Below are 14,789 nucleotides of genomic sequence, written 5' to 3' on the forward strand. Positions count from 1 at the left end.
CTATCTGCTCAATGTCGATAGTCAATTTGTTTACATTTTACTTTATTAATTATGAATTGATTTTACAATTATTTCTTCATAATCTTTTTCACAAAATACTGTCTTTGACCTTTAGCCTTTGTGTTACCCTTTTAACAGGAACAATTAATAAATCTTTTTCGTATTTGTTCAAGCTAGTAAACCACATTACAAAAATATACGTCATAGAAAAGATCAAAATTTTTATAAACAATACAATCCAATTGCTAGCAATAATTAGATTATTAAGTGTAATACAATACAAAATACTAATTGCAGCAGGTGTACTCATAGACAAAATATTGATCCAATATTTAAGAATGTCTAATTGGATTTTTTTCCAATAATATACATTCATAATAATTATATTTCCTAAAGTAAAAGAAATCGCCGTTGCAATAGCGCAACCAATAGCCCCCCACTTTTGAACAAAAATGATGCTTAAAATTACATTAACGATTGCTACAGAGAAATTAACTACTGATTTAAATCCCTGCATATTTTTTGCTTGGAGGATAATTCCGCCCATCCCTTGGATTAATGATACTAACATAGGAATAAGAATTATAATGGCTATTGTATATGATTGATTATAATCATTACCTACCCATAAGAGAATAAACTCCTGTCCAAATACAATAAAACCACTTAACGCAAACGAAATGATAATATACTGAACTCTTCCCACTCTAATAAATAAGTCTGATAATTCGTTATTGGTCGCATCTTTAGTTACCATTGTTGATACCTTGGTGAGAAATACATTAGAGATAGCTGAAGAAAAGCCCGAAAAATACCCAGTGAAAGATGCACCTATCGCATAAACTGAAACTGCAACCGTACCGCTGTAAATTCCAAGAATCACCTGATCAGTTGACCAATACAGTTGTCCAATAACTAGATTTAAGAAAATATAAGATGAAAATATTATAATATCTTTAAATAATCCCTTTTCGATTTTTTCAAAAACTATTCTGACTTTTATTTTTTTAAAGCAAAAGTACATATTTATCATAACCGTTAAACAATTTATTAATGTAGTTACCAAAGCCATTGTTATTGAGCCATATCCCATTAATAACAGTGGTAACACTATAATAGGATTTATTAGAGAACTAATTATTACAGTCATTTTTTGAAAAATAAACTTTTCATGTGCTAAGATAATAACACTAAACATCCCAAAACCAATACCTATAGATATGTTTGCAACCATTATTCCCAAAATTATTTTAAGTTTGTTAAGTTCCTTAATACTTAATGAGTTAGAAAATATTAAATCTGCATTTATTGTCAGCATAATCCCCACTACTAAGGCTAAAACACCTAAGACACCATACATAATAAAGAACAAACCATACAAAGTAGAGCACCCTTTTTCATCATTTAGGGCCTTATATTTTGCCGTATATCGGATTAATGCATTGCCTAATCCAAAATTCAGAACACCTACATATCCTGCAGCAGCGCTAGCCAAACTATATAATCCATACTCAGATTGACCAAGAAGACTTAACATAATAGGGGTATATAGAATTGAGATTACGCTATTAATAAACAATGCTAAATATGATAATATGGCACCCGCTTTAAGTTGGCTTTTCATTCTATAACCTTCTAACCATTTATTTATCCAATACAATCAAATTATTCTTTCATCTCTTCAACAGTGTTAATTTTCATTTTTTAAGTTATTAATAAACTTATTAAATATGGCTTTATCTTTTATCAATTTCCTTCATCATTATAGATTTCATATTCATCAAATTTATGTTTTGTCATATTTTTTGCATAGTACTCTTTATAACGGCTCAATGCTGTTTCATAATGAGAAACGTCATTATGGATCCGTGTAACCTTTGATTTTGCTTTTATTTTATTAATTACATACAATACTGGGAATGATGCTGGGACCTGGTAGACAATAAATACTAAGTGGTAATTTCTTGATTAAATACACTACTAACCTTTTTAGATAGAAATGTATACCAACCTAGCTCCAACGCATCAATAACATTACCAACTTTCACCTTTTTCCAAATTTTTTATACAGTAGATTTTCCATCACCATTTAAACACTTTAACTTTACATGTAATGGAATCTCGTCTTCCAACTAACTCTCCACCAACGCCAATAACCAAAACAGTTCATCATTTATCTTTGGATATCTGTCCAAGCATGGAAATCAATGCCTTTTCTATACCATCCCCAATATCATTCTTCTAGTTACAATCATAACCTTCTTCATTCTTCCCTATCTCTTCTGTAACCTTATGTTTCTTATGACGTTTTAAAAAAGACTATAATAACTTTTTTATTTCAGTTGCATGTACAAAGTCGTCCCTTGAAAGGTTATTGGAGAATTCTGTACATAAATCTTTGTTATTAATTAAGTTGATAACCCCATTAAAGATTTCATTTTCATCAAATCTTACAATTAACCCAGTCTTTCCATCCCTAATTTGCTCTGTCGCTCCTACAAAATCAGTAGTGACTATAGGCTTTTTTAGAAACCTAGCTTCAGCAAGTGTTATACAATAACCTTCGTGTCGGGAGGGTTGAACATAAATATCACAATGTTTTATATAGGGATATGGATTGGGATCTGCACCTAATAAAATAAAATGATCTTTTAAGTTGTACTCTTCTATTAAATTCTCATATGCTTCCCGAGAACTCCCTTCCCCCAAGCAATACCATTTCACCTTAAATCCATGAGTTATTAACCTTGATAACACCTTTATCGCTACATCTTGACCTTTTTCAGTAGATAATCTTCCCACAGTTAATATTCGTAAACCATCAAAATGATCTGTAAATCCTTTACCTTTTTTAGCTTCATCAAAAATCATGCCAGGAGAGATTATATTGTTAAAGACTTCACTTTTGTCTTGAAGATCCGGAACTTTATTAATTAATTTTTTTCTTGCTTCTTTAGATACTACAAAGATTTTGTCGAATTTCACGTATATTTTAGAAGCAAACTTAGTATTAAAACCAATTTTATTAACATCAAAATGAATCCATTGTATCTTCCTCTTCGCTCTAATTTTATTAGCAATGAAATAGCTTATGAGATCCATAGGGCCCGCATAAGCTACTGCAGTATCATATTGATTTTTTAATACTGGATAACCATGTAAAATGTATCTATAATATAAACTTTTTTCTTTAGTTATCTTTGATATTATTAACAAAAAAATTATTATAAATCCTTTTAAGAACTTTCCCTTCTTTAAAAATTCAAGAGCGGTTATATGCATAGGTTGTTTAATATGTTGCTTTATTTTGTCATAACCCTTTAAATATTCAACCTTTACATAACTAGGAATAGAATCGAGAAAACCACCATACTTTTCTAGCATTAACAAAGTTATTTCAAATTTCTCCCTAGGCATTTCTGATATCATATTTAGTAATGCTTTTTCAGTTCCACCCACATTCATATTTATAATCATAAACAGTACACTTTTCTTCATTACCTAACCTCTCTTGCTTATCCTATTAAACGATAAAACTTATTAATTTCCTCAATATTTCCTTTTTTCTCATTCCTTAGATAATTAGTAATTTCATTATTTAAGGCCCTATCATTTAATAATTTTAAGATCCCCTCACATACGGCGGCGGGTTCCATTTCAACAACTAAACCATTTTTACCATCCACCATTTGATTATATACAGCATCAAACCTTGTTGTTACCACTGGTACATTAAGGATTCGTGCTTCCGCAATTGCAAGACCAAATCCTTCAAACCTAGAAGTTTGTACATAAATATCGGAGGCTTTGATATAAGGATATGGATTAGCTTTAACTCCTAATAATAAAAAGGTGTCAGCTAGTTTGTACTCATTTATTTTAGCTGCAATTTCATCTTTTAAGGGACCTTTTCCTAAAGCATACCACTTGAATTTAATACCTTTTTCCTTTAATTTTTTACAAGCTTCAAGGGCAATATCATAACCTTTTTGCTTGTCAAATCTTCCAATTGTAAGAATTCTGATTCCATCATATTCATCCATAAAACCTGAATCCATTTCAGACATATCTAAAATTAAATCGGGGTTATTAATATCATAGACTACTTCAATTTTGCTATCATATTCTGGGAAAGTTTTAATAAATACTGCTTTTGTTGATTCAGAGACCGCAACTACCTTGTCATAATTATCATAATACTGTTTTTGAAACTTCCTCTCTTTTTCATCTAAATGATAGCTGACATTTACCCAGGCAAATTTTTTCTTAGCCTTCACTTTTTCAGCCACATAAAAAGTTGGAACCCCCTGTGCATAACTGATAGCAATGTCATATTCTATAGGGTTAGTCTCTATAACCCTCGATACACTCTCCCAAAAAATTCGTGCCTTTTGAGAATTTCTATATTGTCTTTTACGGATTCGCAGTGAGTATTTAAATCTTGCAGAAATCATTTTTGAGTCTAAGCTCTTGGCAGAATGTATTATTGCTTTCGGAAAACTTAGAGAGGTGAAGGTAGTGTATTTTAATGGATCTAATATGGTGACTTCTTTAGGAACTAGATTTTCGAGAATTCCGCCATGCCCAAAAAGCATTAGATCTACGGAATATTTGGAGTAATCTAGTAATGATAGTAATGTAACAAGGCTTTTTTCTGCACCTGCACAATCCAAAGAATCAATAACAAACAATAACTTTTTTTTCATCATTTTTCACCACCTCTTTATTACTTGCAAAGATTTCATTCGAAAAGCACCAAATTTTAAACGAAGTATTTTGCTCTTTTTTATTATGTTGTATTTTATCATCTCTTTATCAAAGCTATATAGTGATTTACCAATACTTTCAAGAAGAACAGCGAACCAATCTACATAATTATTGCTATCTTTTTTAATTTTCTTTGCAATTTTTAGAGTTGCAACTTTCATCCCCTGATAATAAAAGTGATTCTCTGGATTATAAATAATATCATCAATGCTTTCTTCATAAGCTGAATTCAAACTTTTATGAAAGCCTCTTTTCAGTAAATTGTGAATTGCGTCACAGTTATGAGTTTCCCTATAGATATAAACTAATTTAATAGAATCATTTACTCCGTAAATGGTCCTAACTGCATCTGAGACTAAACAGAAATTATCACTTTTTTTTTGTCCATTAAGAATCTTTTTGTATTGTTCAAAGGCATCTTCAAACAATTGATTCCTAATGGGACAAGCATTATTTAAAAAATGAATAGTATTTCTGTTTAGAAAAACTTGAGCAAGCCTAATAGTTTCTTCTTGAGAATTACTTAAACTCATACCTACTTCACTTTGAATCACTTCCATTAGTCTCCTATAACCTATATCATCATTAGTTTCAAAAATAAAAACATGAAGTAAATTACTTTCCCTATACTCTTCTTGGGGATATACCACTAATTCCTTTTCTTTCCAATATTGACTTAGTAGATTACTTACTCCTTTTTTATTTAGATCAACTTCTTTCTCATAGAAAACATTCCCATATTTTCGCAATAATTCTTTTACCTCTTCTTTAACATAAGTTGAATTCGGAAATACAGTCACAATGAAAGTATTCCTTTTTAACTTGCAATATTCATATGCAATAGCGTCACACCATTTTGGAAGAAGCCCTCTGCTCTTAAAGAATTCGTAATTATAATTAACATCACCTTGCTCTAGTCTTACAACTTTCACCTTTTGGTTATAAAGTAAAGTAGCTGTTAAACGGTGGGCACCATCTAGTGGAGAATTATTCTTACTAATAGGTATTAAAGATATACTGTCGTTAAATCCATTTTCTTTAACTGATTCTAATGTAACATCGAAAGACTTTATGAAAGCGTTGATCCCTTTTTTCCTGAACCCGTCATCTTCATCGTACTGATTAAAAACCCACAAATGGTTATCATAAATTTCTTTCCCCCAGGTACTTTTCAAGTCCTTTTCTTTAAACCATGCATAAATATATTTCGCTACTATATCAAACCTTCTATGATCAATTAACTTCCATGGATCCATTTCTAATACTTCCAGGCTATTCTGGCCTGATAAATTTACTCTGTTTTTATTTAATTTGTGAGTTATAAGCTTGTTTTTTGATAAATCTATGATTTCCTCCATTTTGGCACCCCACTGGTATTTAAGGGTTGGACTCTTTTCATCCCTAGTGGTCGTGGAAGGATATTTAGCCTTCTTAAGACCCTTTTGAATATTAAATAAGAAATATTTAAATATGGATGGAAAATAAAAAGTTTTAATTGCTTCTCCACCTGTTTATCACCTTTCACTGCCATAGTAAATTGAATGTAATTGTTTTTTATATAAGAATAAATTTCATTTTTATGTAACCCTAATTTATCTTTTTTCCAATTCAAAAGTAGAAAGTTGTAATGAATAATACTTGTTCTTAAGATCGTTTTAAGAGATTCATTAATTAATTCGGGGTAATACTGCTCTATAAATTTGTGTCTCACCTTTAACCCTCTTAAAATATCCAAATTCCTTGAAGTGTACATCGCAACAATACTATCCTTTCGCTGCAAATAGTAGTATAGCGGCTGATGCAATATAACATACGTATTTACCCGCTGCATCACTATATGCGCCCAAAACACATCTTCAAACAATACTCCTTTTTTAAAAGGCAGATCTTTGATCAGCTCCGTTTTATAAAGCTTCCCCCAGGCAAAGTTTTTTACTTTTTCATTTTTAACCAACTCGAACATAAGACTCTTATTGTTCAAGATAACAGGCGAATCTTTAATTGAATAATAACGGTTGTCGTATAGCAAATATTCTTCATAGGCATAATAAAAAGCTGATTGTACAACATCAGCTTGATACTTTGTAATTGCATTCATTAACTTTTCAATCATCGCAACTTCTAGCCAATCATCACTATCAACGAACATAGTATAGTTACCTGTTACATGTTCCATTCCGGCATTTCTTGCGTCTGATAACCCTCCGTTTTCCTTGTGAACGGTGATGATCCTGCTGTCTTTGGCTGCATAAGAATCGATCATTTCTCCACAATAATCTGGAGAGCCATCATTCACTAATATAATTTCTAAGTTGGTATAAGTTTGGTTTAGTATACTGTTCACACATCTATTAAGATATTTTTCTACCTTATATACTGGAACCACAACACTTACTTTCTCTGACATATTGGACCGCCTACTTTTTTTGGAAAATCATTTGTTTCCTATATCCTGTTTATTTTGCCATTTGATAAATTCAAGCAGTGTTTTATATTCTTGAATTTGACCTTTATCAATTCCTGAATGCTTTAACTCATTCACAAATTCCACCCATTCCTTGTCAAGTTGGTCAGTTTGGGACTCGTTCGGTTTCTCTGTGTTCAATAATTCCTTAAGCTCAACATCCAAAACCAAAGCCAGCTTTTCCATTACATTTACAGAAGGATTTTTATTCAGATTTCTTTCAATATTGCTCAAATAAGACTTTGCTATTCCTGCCCGGTCTGCAAGCTCTGTTAAGGTTAGACCTCTTCTTCTGCGAATTTCATATATATTTTTTCCTATCATTCTTGATACCTCTTTTATCCCTAGGGTTTGGGTTTGGGTTTGGTTTAGGTCTACACCTTTACTTTCATTGTACTTTTAATACATTCAGTTACCCGTAACAGTTCTTCTTCAGATAAATTCGATCCTGAAGGCAGGCATATGCCCGATAGAAATAATTCATCTGACACACTTTGATCTATTTTATGAGAGTAATATTGCACATCTTTAAATAACGGCTGCAGATGCAGTGGTTTCCAAACTGGCCTGGCTTCAATATTTTCATCATTTAAAGCTTCCAAGAGTGTACTTGATGAGACACCAGCTGCCTGCTCATCTATTGTTAATGCGGTGAGCCAGCGATTTGAGAATGTATTTTTCAGCTCCGGCATAAAATGAAGACCCGGCAGATGAGAAAGCTCTTTATAATATTGGGAGAATATTGATCTTCGGGCAATTACTCTTTCATCTAAAACCCCCATCTGGCCACGGCCAATTCCCGCTAGAATATTGCTCATCCTATAATTGTAGCCAATTTCACTATGCTGATAATGAGGTGCTGGATCTCTTGACTGAGTAGCTAGGAAACGTGCTTTTTTCAAAGACTCTGCATCATTTGAAATGAGCATTCCTCCACCTGATGTAGTGATAATTTTATTCCCGTTAAATGAAAAAATCCCGTATTTCCCAAAAGTTCCACTAAGCTTTCCTTTATAGCTCGAACCAAGGGATTCAGCAGCATCTTCAATTATGGGGACATCGTAACTATGACAGATAGCTAGAATCTCACCCATCTTCGCGCTCTGCCCGTATAAATTGACAACAATCACTGCTTTTGGCAGCCTTCTTTCTCTGACTGCCTCGACAAATGCTCTTTCAAGCGCTTCCGGGGACATGTTCCAGGTTTCCGGCTCCGAGTCAATAAAGACGGGCTCTGCTCCTTGATATAAAATCGGATTGGCACTCGCTACAAAAGTAAGTGAAGAACAAAAGACAGTATCACCTTTTTTTACATCTAATAAAGAAAGAGCCAAATGAATCGCGGCTGTTCCTGAACTTACAGCTACTGCTTCATTGGCTCCTGTATACTGAGCTATTTCTTTTTCAAAAGCATCTACATTAGGTCCAAGCGGCGCGATCCAATTAGTGTCGATCGCTTCCTGGATATACTTAATCTCATTGCCGGATAAATGAGGCGGCGAAAGGTAAATTCGGCTTTTATTTGATGTATGGATCATTTATACACCTTCAATCACTTGTTTTGTTTTCACTATAGCTGGAACTCCTACAGCGGTAGAATGGGAAGGGATATTACTGATAACAGTTGCTCCTGCCCCAATAACTGACCATTCTCCAATTGCCATCCCTGGAATAATGGTTGCTCCAGCACCAACATGTACGCCATCCTCGATATGAACAGTCCCAGTTAATGTTGCATTTGGAGAAATATGAACAAAATCTCCCAGCATATTGTCATGTTCTACAATAGCACCGGTGTTAATAATGGTATGGGCACCAATATGGGCCCCAGCATTAATGACAGAACCAGCCATTATAACTGTACCGTGATCTATTTTTGCTCGTTGGCTAATGATAGCAGCAGGATGGATAAGTGTTGCATAATTCTCTTTGGAAAGCTGGAGACTTTCAGAAATTAAACTTCGAACCTTGTTATTTCCAATTGCTATTACGAATTTCAATTCTCCGAAGAAATCTATTAGTGTAATGGCAGATAAAATGGGGCCATAAAAAATTTCCTGTTTCATGTGTAATTCTTCATATTTATCATCCAGATAGGCAACAATTTTATGGTTGTGATTTAACGAAATAAGGTCCTCAATAACTTTGCTATGTCCGCCTTGGCCAATTATGGCTAATTTCATCCATTTCCCTCTTTCAAAGTAGACTTTGAACCTTTAAAACTTTCCATAGTCGCATTTCCTGGCTGATTAACCCCTTCAGAATTGATGACTTTTTTAATGGTTAATATCAATATCTTTAGATCCAGCAGCAGGTTTCGGTTGTTTACATACCACACATCATGCTCAAACTTTTCCTCCCAGCTTAATGCGTTGCGTCCGTTCACTTGAGCCCAGCCGGTTATACCAGGCCTGACAATGTGACGCTTCGCTTGCTCTGATGTGTATAATGGCAGATATTCCATTAATAGTGGACGGGGACCGACCAAACTAAGATCTCCTTTGATAACGTTTATAAGCTGAGGCAGCTCATCCAGGCTGTATCTTCTTAAAAATTCCCCAAATGAGGTCAGCCTGATGTGATCGGGGAGCATATGACCCTTGTCATTTCTTTCCTCTGTCATACTTCGGAATTTATATAAATAAAAAGGTTTGCCGTTTAACCCCGGTCTTTCTTGTTTGAACAGGATTGGACTGCCTAATTTCATTTTTATTAATAATCCACATGCTAAAATTACTGGAAAAAAAATTATAAGCAGCAGAGTAGATGCAGAAAGATCAAACATCCTTTTCAAAGTCTACAACTCCCAAGTGTTTTCTGGTGTTCCAATAAAGATGCGAATTCTATCTTGTATTTCATCCAAAACTTCTTCCGTTTTGATGTACTCTGATTGATTTACCTTTTTATAAACATCTTCTAGTAATTCCTTTAGCTGCTCCTGCGAAATTTTTCTGGATAAGCTCATTACTACTCCTCACTTTACTAAGCTTTCTATAGAAAAATCCTCGCTTTTAGTAATTAAGCGAGGATTTTCTCCCAATTCCATTTTATTTTTTGTTTCGTATCCATTAGGATTACAGAATTGCCATCTCCAGGAATCCTTACACATCTCTTCAATTCCCTTTTCTGCCCTCCATCCTAGTTCATGATGGGCTTTAGCAGGGTCTGCATAACAAATGGCGACATCTCCAGGTCGTGGGTCTGTAATTTTATAAGATATATTAACACCAGAAGCCTCTTCAAAAGCTCTAACCATTTCCAACACGCTATAGCCATTTCCAGTTCCAATATTATAGGCGTCAATTCCAGTTGCAGCTGCCACTTTTTCAAGTGCTTTTAAATGGCCCTTTGCAAGATCAACCACATGAATATAATCTCTTATCCCAGTTCCATCTTTTGTCGGATAGCCGCTTCCATAGACACTCAATTCCTTTAGTTTCCCAACTGCTACCTGAGTAATATAAGGCATTAAATTATTGGGAATTCCGTTAGGATCTTCTCCAATCAATCCACTCTCATGTGCGCCAATTGGATTAAAATATCTTAATAGGGCGATACTCCAGCTGTTATCTGATTTATATAGATCCCCAAGCATTTCTTCTATCATTAATTTCGTCCGGCCATATGGATTGGTTGCATACATTGGTGAATCTTCATCAATCGGGACCTTTTCTGGCGTCCCATAAACCGTTGCTGATGAACTAAAGACCAGATTTTTCACTCCGTACTTTTGCATTACCTTACATAGAGTTACTGTACTTGTGATGTTATTGTGAAAATACTTAAGCGGTAAATGAACCGATTCACCTACTGCTTTTAAACCAGCAAAATGGATAACTGCTTCAATATTATTATTTATGAATACTGTTTCAAGCTTTTCCTCATCAAGCAAATCAATGTTAAAAATCTTAAAAGTCTTCCCTGTTATATCCTGAACTCTCTTCAGTGCTTCCGGCTTACTGTTAACAAAGTTGTCAACCACCGCAACATCATAACCCGCTTTTAATAGTTCTACACAAGTATGACTGCCGATATAGCCGGCACCGCCAGTGACTAGAATAGTCATTCTACAACCTCCCCGCCCTAAGCCTCAATTAGTTTATATAATTTCTCGACTTCTTTTTCATTGCCATAATCTTTTTCTCTAGTATTTGAGATCAGTCTTTCTCTCAGTTGTTTGTTATCTATTAATCCTTTAATCCCATTTACAATTCCCTCAATATTGAGTGGAGTGATCAACGCATCAACACCATCTTGGGCCTGGCTTTTTGCCGTTGGAAAGTTGGTTAAAACTACAGGTTTCCCCAAAATCTGCGCTTCACGTATTGTGACCGCCTTCCCTTCATATCTGGATGGCTGAACATAAATATCGCATGCCTTGATGTAAGGATAAGGATTAACCTTTTTCCCTAATAAGAAGAATCGATTGTGAAGATCTAATTCGTTAATTAAGTTTTTTAACTCAGTTTCATGAGAGCCATACCCCACCACATGCCATTCAATATCATATCCATCATTAATCAATTTCCTGCATGCTTTTATAGCATTATCCAAGCCTTTTGCATGTGAAAGGCGTCCTACTGTCAGAAGAATGGTTCTTCCAGGGTTGGTCTTTATTTCTCCTGTTACATCCTCATCAGCTTGCTGCCTGACAAATTGGGACGATAGGATGTTCTCTATGACGGTTGTTTTCTTTGTGCAATCCGGAAAATGATTCAAAAATGTTTTTGAACACTCCTCCGAGACCGCTACGATATCATCTACCTTATCCCACATGCGTTTTTCTATATCTGGATTTAAATAAATATTAGAGTAATCTGTATGAATCCATCCGATCCGTTTCTTCGCCTTAACTTTTTGTCCTATAAAGTGATGCGGCCACAGGAATCCAATGGCCGCATCATATTCTATATTTAATTTTGGCAAAAAAGGATTTGTCAGCTCCCATCCATACTGAATGGTTAAATATCCTGGTTCATCTACTCTCTTTACTTTTCCATGTATGGAGCTAAGCGTTTTTGCTAATAGCCGGGAAAAACCAATCGAATAATTCCCTTCCTTCACAATTTGGCTTATCGACTTCCTGAATGTAGTATACTGCGGAACTTCAGGCAGCAAATTGGGGCCTGATGGAAGAAGGGGAAGAAATTCTCCTTCCTGTTTAAACAGCATGAGATCTACATCATATCTGCTGTAATCAATATGATTTAGTAAACCTATCAAACTTCTTTCTACACCGCCAATGGCCAAATCAAAAGAAGAAATTAATATCTTTTTCTTCATTATGTAAAACCCCGGCCGTATCTCAAGTCATACCCTTTCATTTCATACAAGCCCAGCCAATCATTTATGCTCTCATAGATATTAAATCCAAGCTTAGTAAAGTTATTTATTATTGCCTGTTTGCTTGGTCTTTTTGCTTTAACAGTTTCTTTAACTGCATCAACCCAGCTATCCAAGTTATCACCTAAGTCAAGGTATTGTACTAACCCCAATTCCATATCTGTACTTTTTGGAACAGAAGTAGAGGCAATACATGGTGTTCCTGTGCTCTGTGCTTCCAGCATTACAATGCCAAATCCCTCAAAAAGTGAAGGAAAAACGAAAATATCAAATGATTTCATTAGCCTTGGTATATCAGTCCGCACTCCCAAAAATTTGATATTCTCGCTCAGCCCCATTCTTTCTGCTTTCTCTTCAATCACTTTCCTTAGAGGCCCATCGCCTATTAATAATGCTATGAAACTAGGATCCGTTTCCAGCAGCTTTTTTAAAACTTTTAATATAAAAATATGATTCTTTGATTCTGAAAACCGCCCTACATGGCCTATTAATTTTGCAGTCTCGGGTAAATGTAATTCCTCCAGAACTTGTATTCGAGAACTAGTACCGATATTGGTATACTCATTTACATTAATTCCGTTTTTCAGGATTTGTACTTTTGATACATTTTTCTTTCCAAATAAAAATTTGGCCGCTTCTTCACTGCAGCTGCAATATTTAGTAGCTGAAAGCTTAATCATCGTTTGCAATCCTCTGAGAACGAACCTTTCTTTAAAACTACTATTTTTTAGCCAGTTATTACTATGCGAATGGCAAATTCTCGTACTTATTCCACATAGCTTTGCTGCTAATGCAGGAAAACCGCTTTGATAATCGGTGTGGGCGTGGATTGCAGCATAATTGTTTGCCGACATAATTTTAACTAAACTTTTCATGTAGTTTATTGGGCCAGAAGCCCCCAAGCTGGCGATCGGATATATTCTCCCGCCCATCAATTTAATTTCTTCATCATAGTCTTCTTCTCCCTTGCTATGCGTAATAAAATCAAATTGAATTTCTGAACGGTCAATCATTCGATAAATATTCATGATAAGGCTTTCCGCTCCGCCTCGCCCCATTGAACTGACAATGTGCAAGATTCTAACCGGATGTTCTAACTTATTCATTCTCTTCCCCCCATTCCCTTTAAAGTAATTTATCAAGAAAGTCACTTTTATATATAATGTTTAAACTGACAACATTTTCATAAAAGAAATATAAAAAATAACAAATTAATAATGCATAATATACAAATCTCTGTTCTTTCTTATGAAACAGTTTTACAATCCATGAAATGAGAATTAATTGATACAAACTGAAATAGATTGAAAACCTGGCGAAAATCCAATTTTGTGTTGAAATAATCATAAAAACAAAACCGATTAAAGCCATATTTACTATATAATCGCCACTTGGGAATATTTCTCTTAACTTGTCTCTTCCCAGGTATGCTATCAAAAGAGGTGCAGCATCTACTGCAACCCTTATGACATTGGCACCGCCTTCTTGAAAATTAGAATAATGGCCATATTGCGTATCTTCTATTGCTGAAAATAAAAGGGATGAAAATTGATCAAATCCGATGACGATTACAATCGAAAAAAACAGGAGAATATAGGTGGCTTTGGACCAGGCTTTATATCTTACTAAAAAGTATATGGGTATTAGAACTAATGCACTTTGATGAAAAGTTGAAGCCAGGAGTACAATTAAAAAATACATAAGCCAATTTCCATTTATTAAATACTTTGTACCTGTGAAAATAATCGCAGCAGCCAGTACTTGCCTTATTCCATTCATGGATACTAGAAATAATCCGCCTGTAATATATACATAGGTGCTGAGTTCAAATAACCTCGAATACTTTGAGAGAACAGAAACAATAAGGACATTTGTAATTAAGGCAGTAGTTAGAATCATAACTTGAGGGTCATCGGAGTACAGCTTCAAAAACATCTGGAGTATTCCGAATCCGATATCTTTCTGAGAAGCTATGTAGTCCCAAGTAAAATCATTCATTTCATAAATATGTTTATAAAAATATGTATCACCTATGTTTGATCTAAGACCTGATACCATTATTAGTGAAAACAAAACTCCTAACAGCATGATTTTGTTGAGTTTTAAAGGTGCGATGGCTCCAAATGATAACACTGGTTTCGAGAAGTATCTTGCTAAGAAAGAACAAATAAAAACGATAGTAAGATTGATCCATAAAAACGTCATTTTACCTATC

The 14,789-nt window shown here is 34.4% G+C and carries 14 protein-coding genes; all 14 read right to left on the bottom strand.

Annotation, left to right across the window (positions count from 1 at the left end):
* Positions 1–88: 88 nt before the first annotated feature.
* The 14 genes from DFO72_RS24835 to DFO72_RS24895 all read right to left on the bottom strand — a co-directional run bounded on the left by DFO72_RS24835 (position 89) and on the right by DFO72_RS24895 (position 14,779).
* Positions 89–1,624 (bottom strand): oligosaccharide flippase family protein, encoded by a 1,536-nt coding sequence (locus DFO72_RS24835; RefSeq protein ID WP_113884969.1) that lies wholly within the window; start codon positions 1,622–1,624, stop codon positions 89–91.
* A gap of 695 nt (positions 1,625–2,319) precedes the next feature.
* Positions 2,320–3,498, bottom strand: coding sequence for a glycosyltransferase (locus DFO72_RS24840; RefSeq protein WP_113884970.1), 1,179 nt, complete (start codon positions 3,496–3,498; stop codon positions 2,320–2,322).
* A gap of 17 nt (positions 3,499–3,515) precedes the next feature.
* Complete coding sequence (locus tag DFO72_RS24845; protein WP_208326898.1) at positions 3,516–4,709, bottom strand: glycosyltransferase; 1,194 nt, start codon at positions 4,707–4,709, stop codon at positions 3,516–3,518.
* 3 nt (positions 4,710–4,712) lie between these two features.
* Positions 4,713–6,125: a hypothetical protein gene (locus DFO72_RS24850; protein ID WP_113884971.1), complete on the bottom strand. Its 1,413-nt coding sequence runs from the start codon at positions 6,123–6,125 to the stop codon at positions 4,713–4,715.
* Positions 6,110–7,174: a glycosyltransferase family 2 protein gene (locus DFO72_RS24855; protein ID WP_019383213.1), complete on the bottom strand. Its 1,065-nt coding sequence runs from the start codon at positions 7,172–7,174 to the stop codon at positions 6,110–6,112. The genes DFO72_RS24850 and DFO72_RS24855 overlap by 16 nt, the downstream gene beginning before the upstream one ends.
* A gap of 27 nt (positions 7,175–7,201) precedes the next feature.
* Entirely contained in the window at positions 7,202–7,555 is a 354-nt protein-coding gene (locus DFO72_RS24860) for an XRE family transcriptional regulator (protein WP_019383212.1), read from the bottom strand.
* A gap of 50 nt (positions 7,556–7,605) precedes the next feature.
* Positions 7,606–8,769: an aminotransferase class I/II-fold pyridoxal phosphate-dependent enzyme gene (locus DFO72_RS24865; RefSeq protein WP_113884972.1), complete on the bottom strand. Its 1,164-nt coding sequence runs from the start codon at positions 8,767–8,769 to the stop codon at positions 7,606–7,608.
* Complete coding sequence (locus DFO72_RS24870) at positions 8,770–9,414, bottom strand: acetyltransferase (RefSeq protein ID WP_113884973.1); 645 nt, start codon at positions 9,412–9,414, stop codon at positions 8,770–8,772.
* Positions 9,411–10,025, bottom strand: coding sequence for a sugar transferase (locus DFO72_RS24875; protein WP_279587086.1), 615 nt, complete (start codon positions 10,023–10,025; stop codon positions 9,411–9,413). Before DFO72_RS24875 ends, DFO72_RS24870 begins: the two co-directional genes overlap by 4 nt.
* 3 nt (positions 10,026–10,028) lie before the next feature.
* On the bottom strand, positions 10,029–10,196 hold the full coding sequence (locus DFO72_RS29715; protein WP_019383208.1) for a hypothetical protein: 168 nt from the start codon (positions 10,194–10,196) through the stop codon (positions 10,029–10,031).
* Positions 10,197–10,205: 9 nt separating this feature from the next.
* Positions 10,206–11,297: a UDP-glucose 4-epimerase GalE gene (gene galE, locus DFO72_RS24880; RefSeq protein ID WP_113884974.1), complete on the bottom strand. Its 1,092-nt coding sequence runs from the start codon at positions 11,295–11,297 to the stop codon at positions 10,206–10,208.
* A gap of 17 nt (positions 11,298–11,314) precedes the next feature.
* Positions 11,315–12,517 (bottom strand): glycosyltransferase, encoded by a 1,203-nt coding sequence (locus DFO72_RS24885; RefSeq protein ID WP_113884975.1) that lies wholly within the window; start codon positions 12,515–12,517, stop codon positions 11,315–11,317.
* On the bottom strand, positions 12,514–13,680 hold the full coding sequence (locus DFO72_RS24890) for a glycosyltransferase family 1 protein (protein ID WP_113884976.1): 1,167 nt from the start codon (positions 13,678–13,680) through the stop codon (positions 12,514–12,516). The genes DFO72_RS24885 and DFO72_RS24890 overlap by 4 nt, the downstream gene beginning before the upstream one ends.
* Positions 13,681–13,699: 19 nt before the next feature.
* Positions 13,700–14,779 carry an EpsG family protein gene (locus tag DFO72_RS24895; RefSeq protein WP_113884977.1) on the bottom strand — a complete coding sequence of 360 codons (1,080 nt, stop codon included), beginning with the start codon at positions 14,777–14,779 and terminating at the stop codon, positions 13,700–13,702.
* Between the last annotated feature and the right edge of the window lie 10 nt (positions 14,780–14,789).

The sequence above is a fragment of the Cytobacillus oceanisediminis genome, from assembly GCF_004366035.1.
GTDB lineage: Bacteria > Bacillota > Bacilli > Bacillales > Cytobacillaceae > Cytobacillus > Cytobacillus oceanisediminis_C.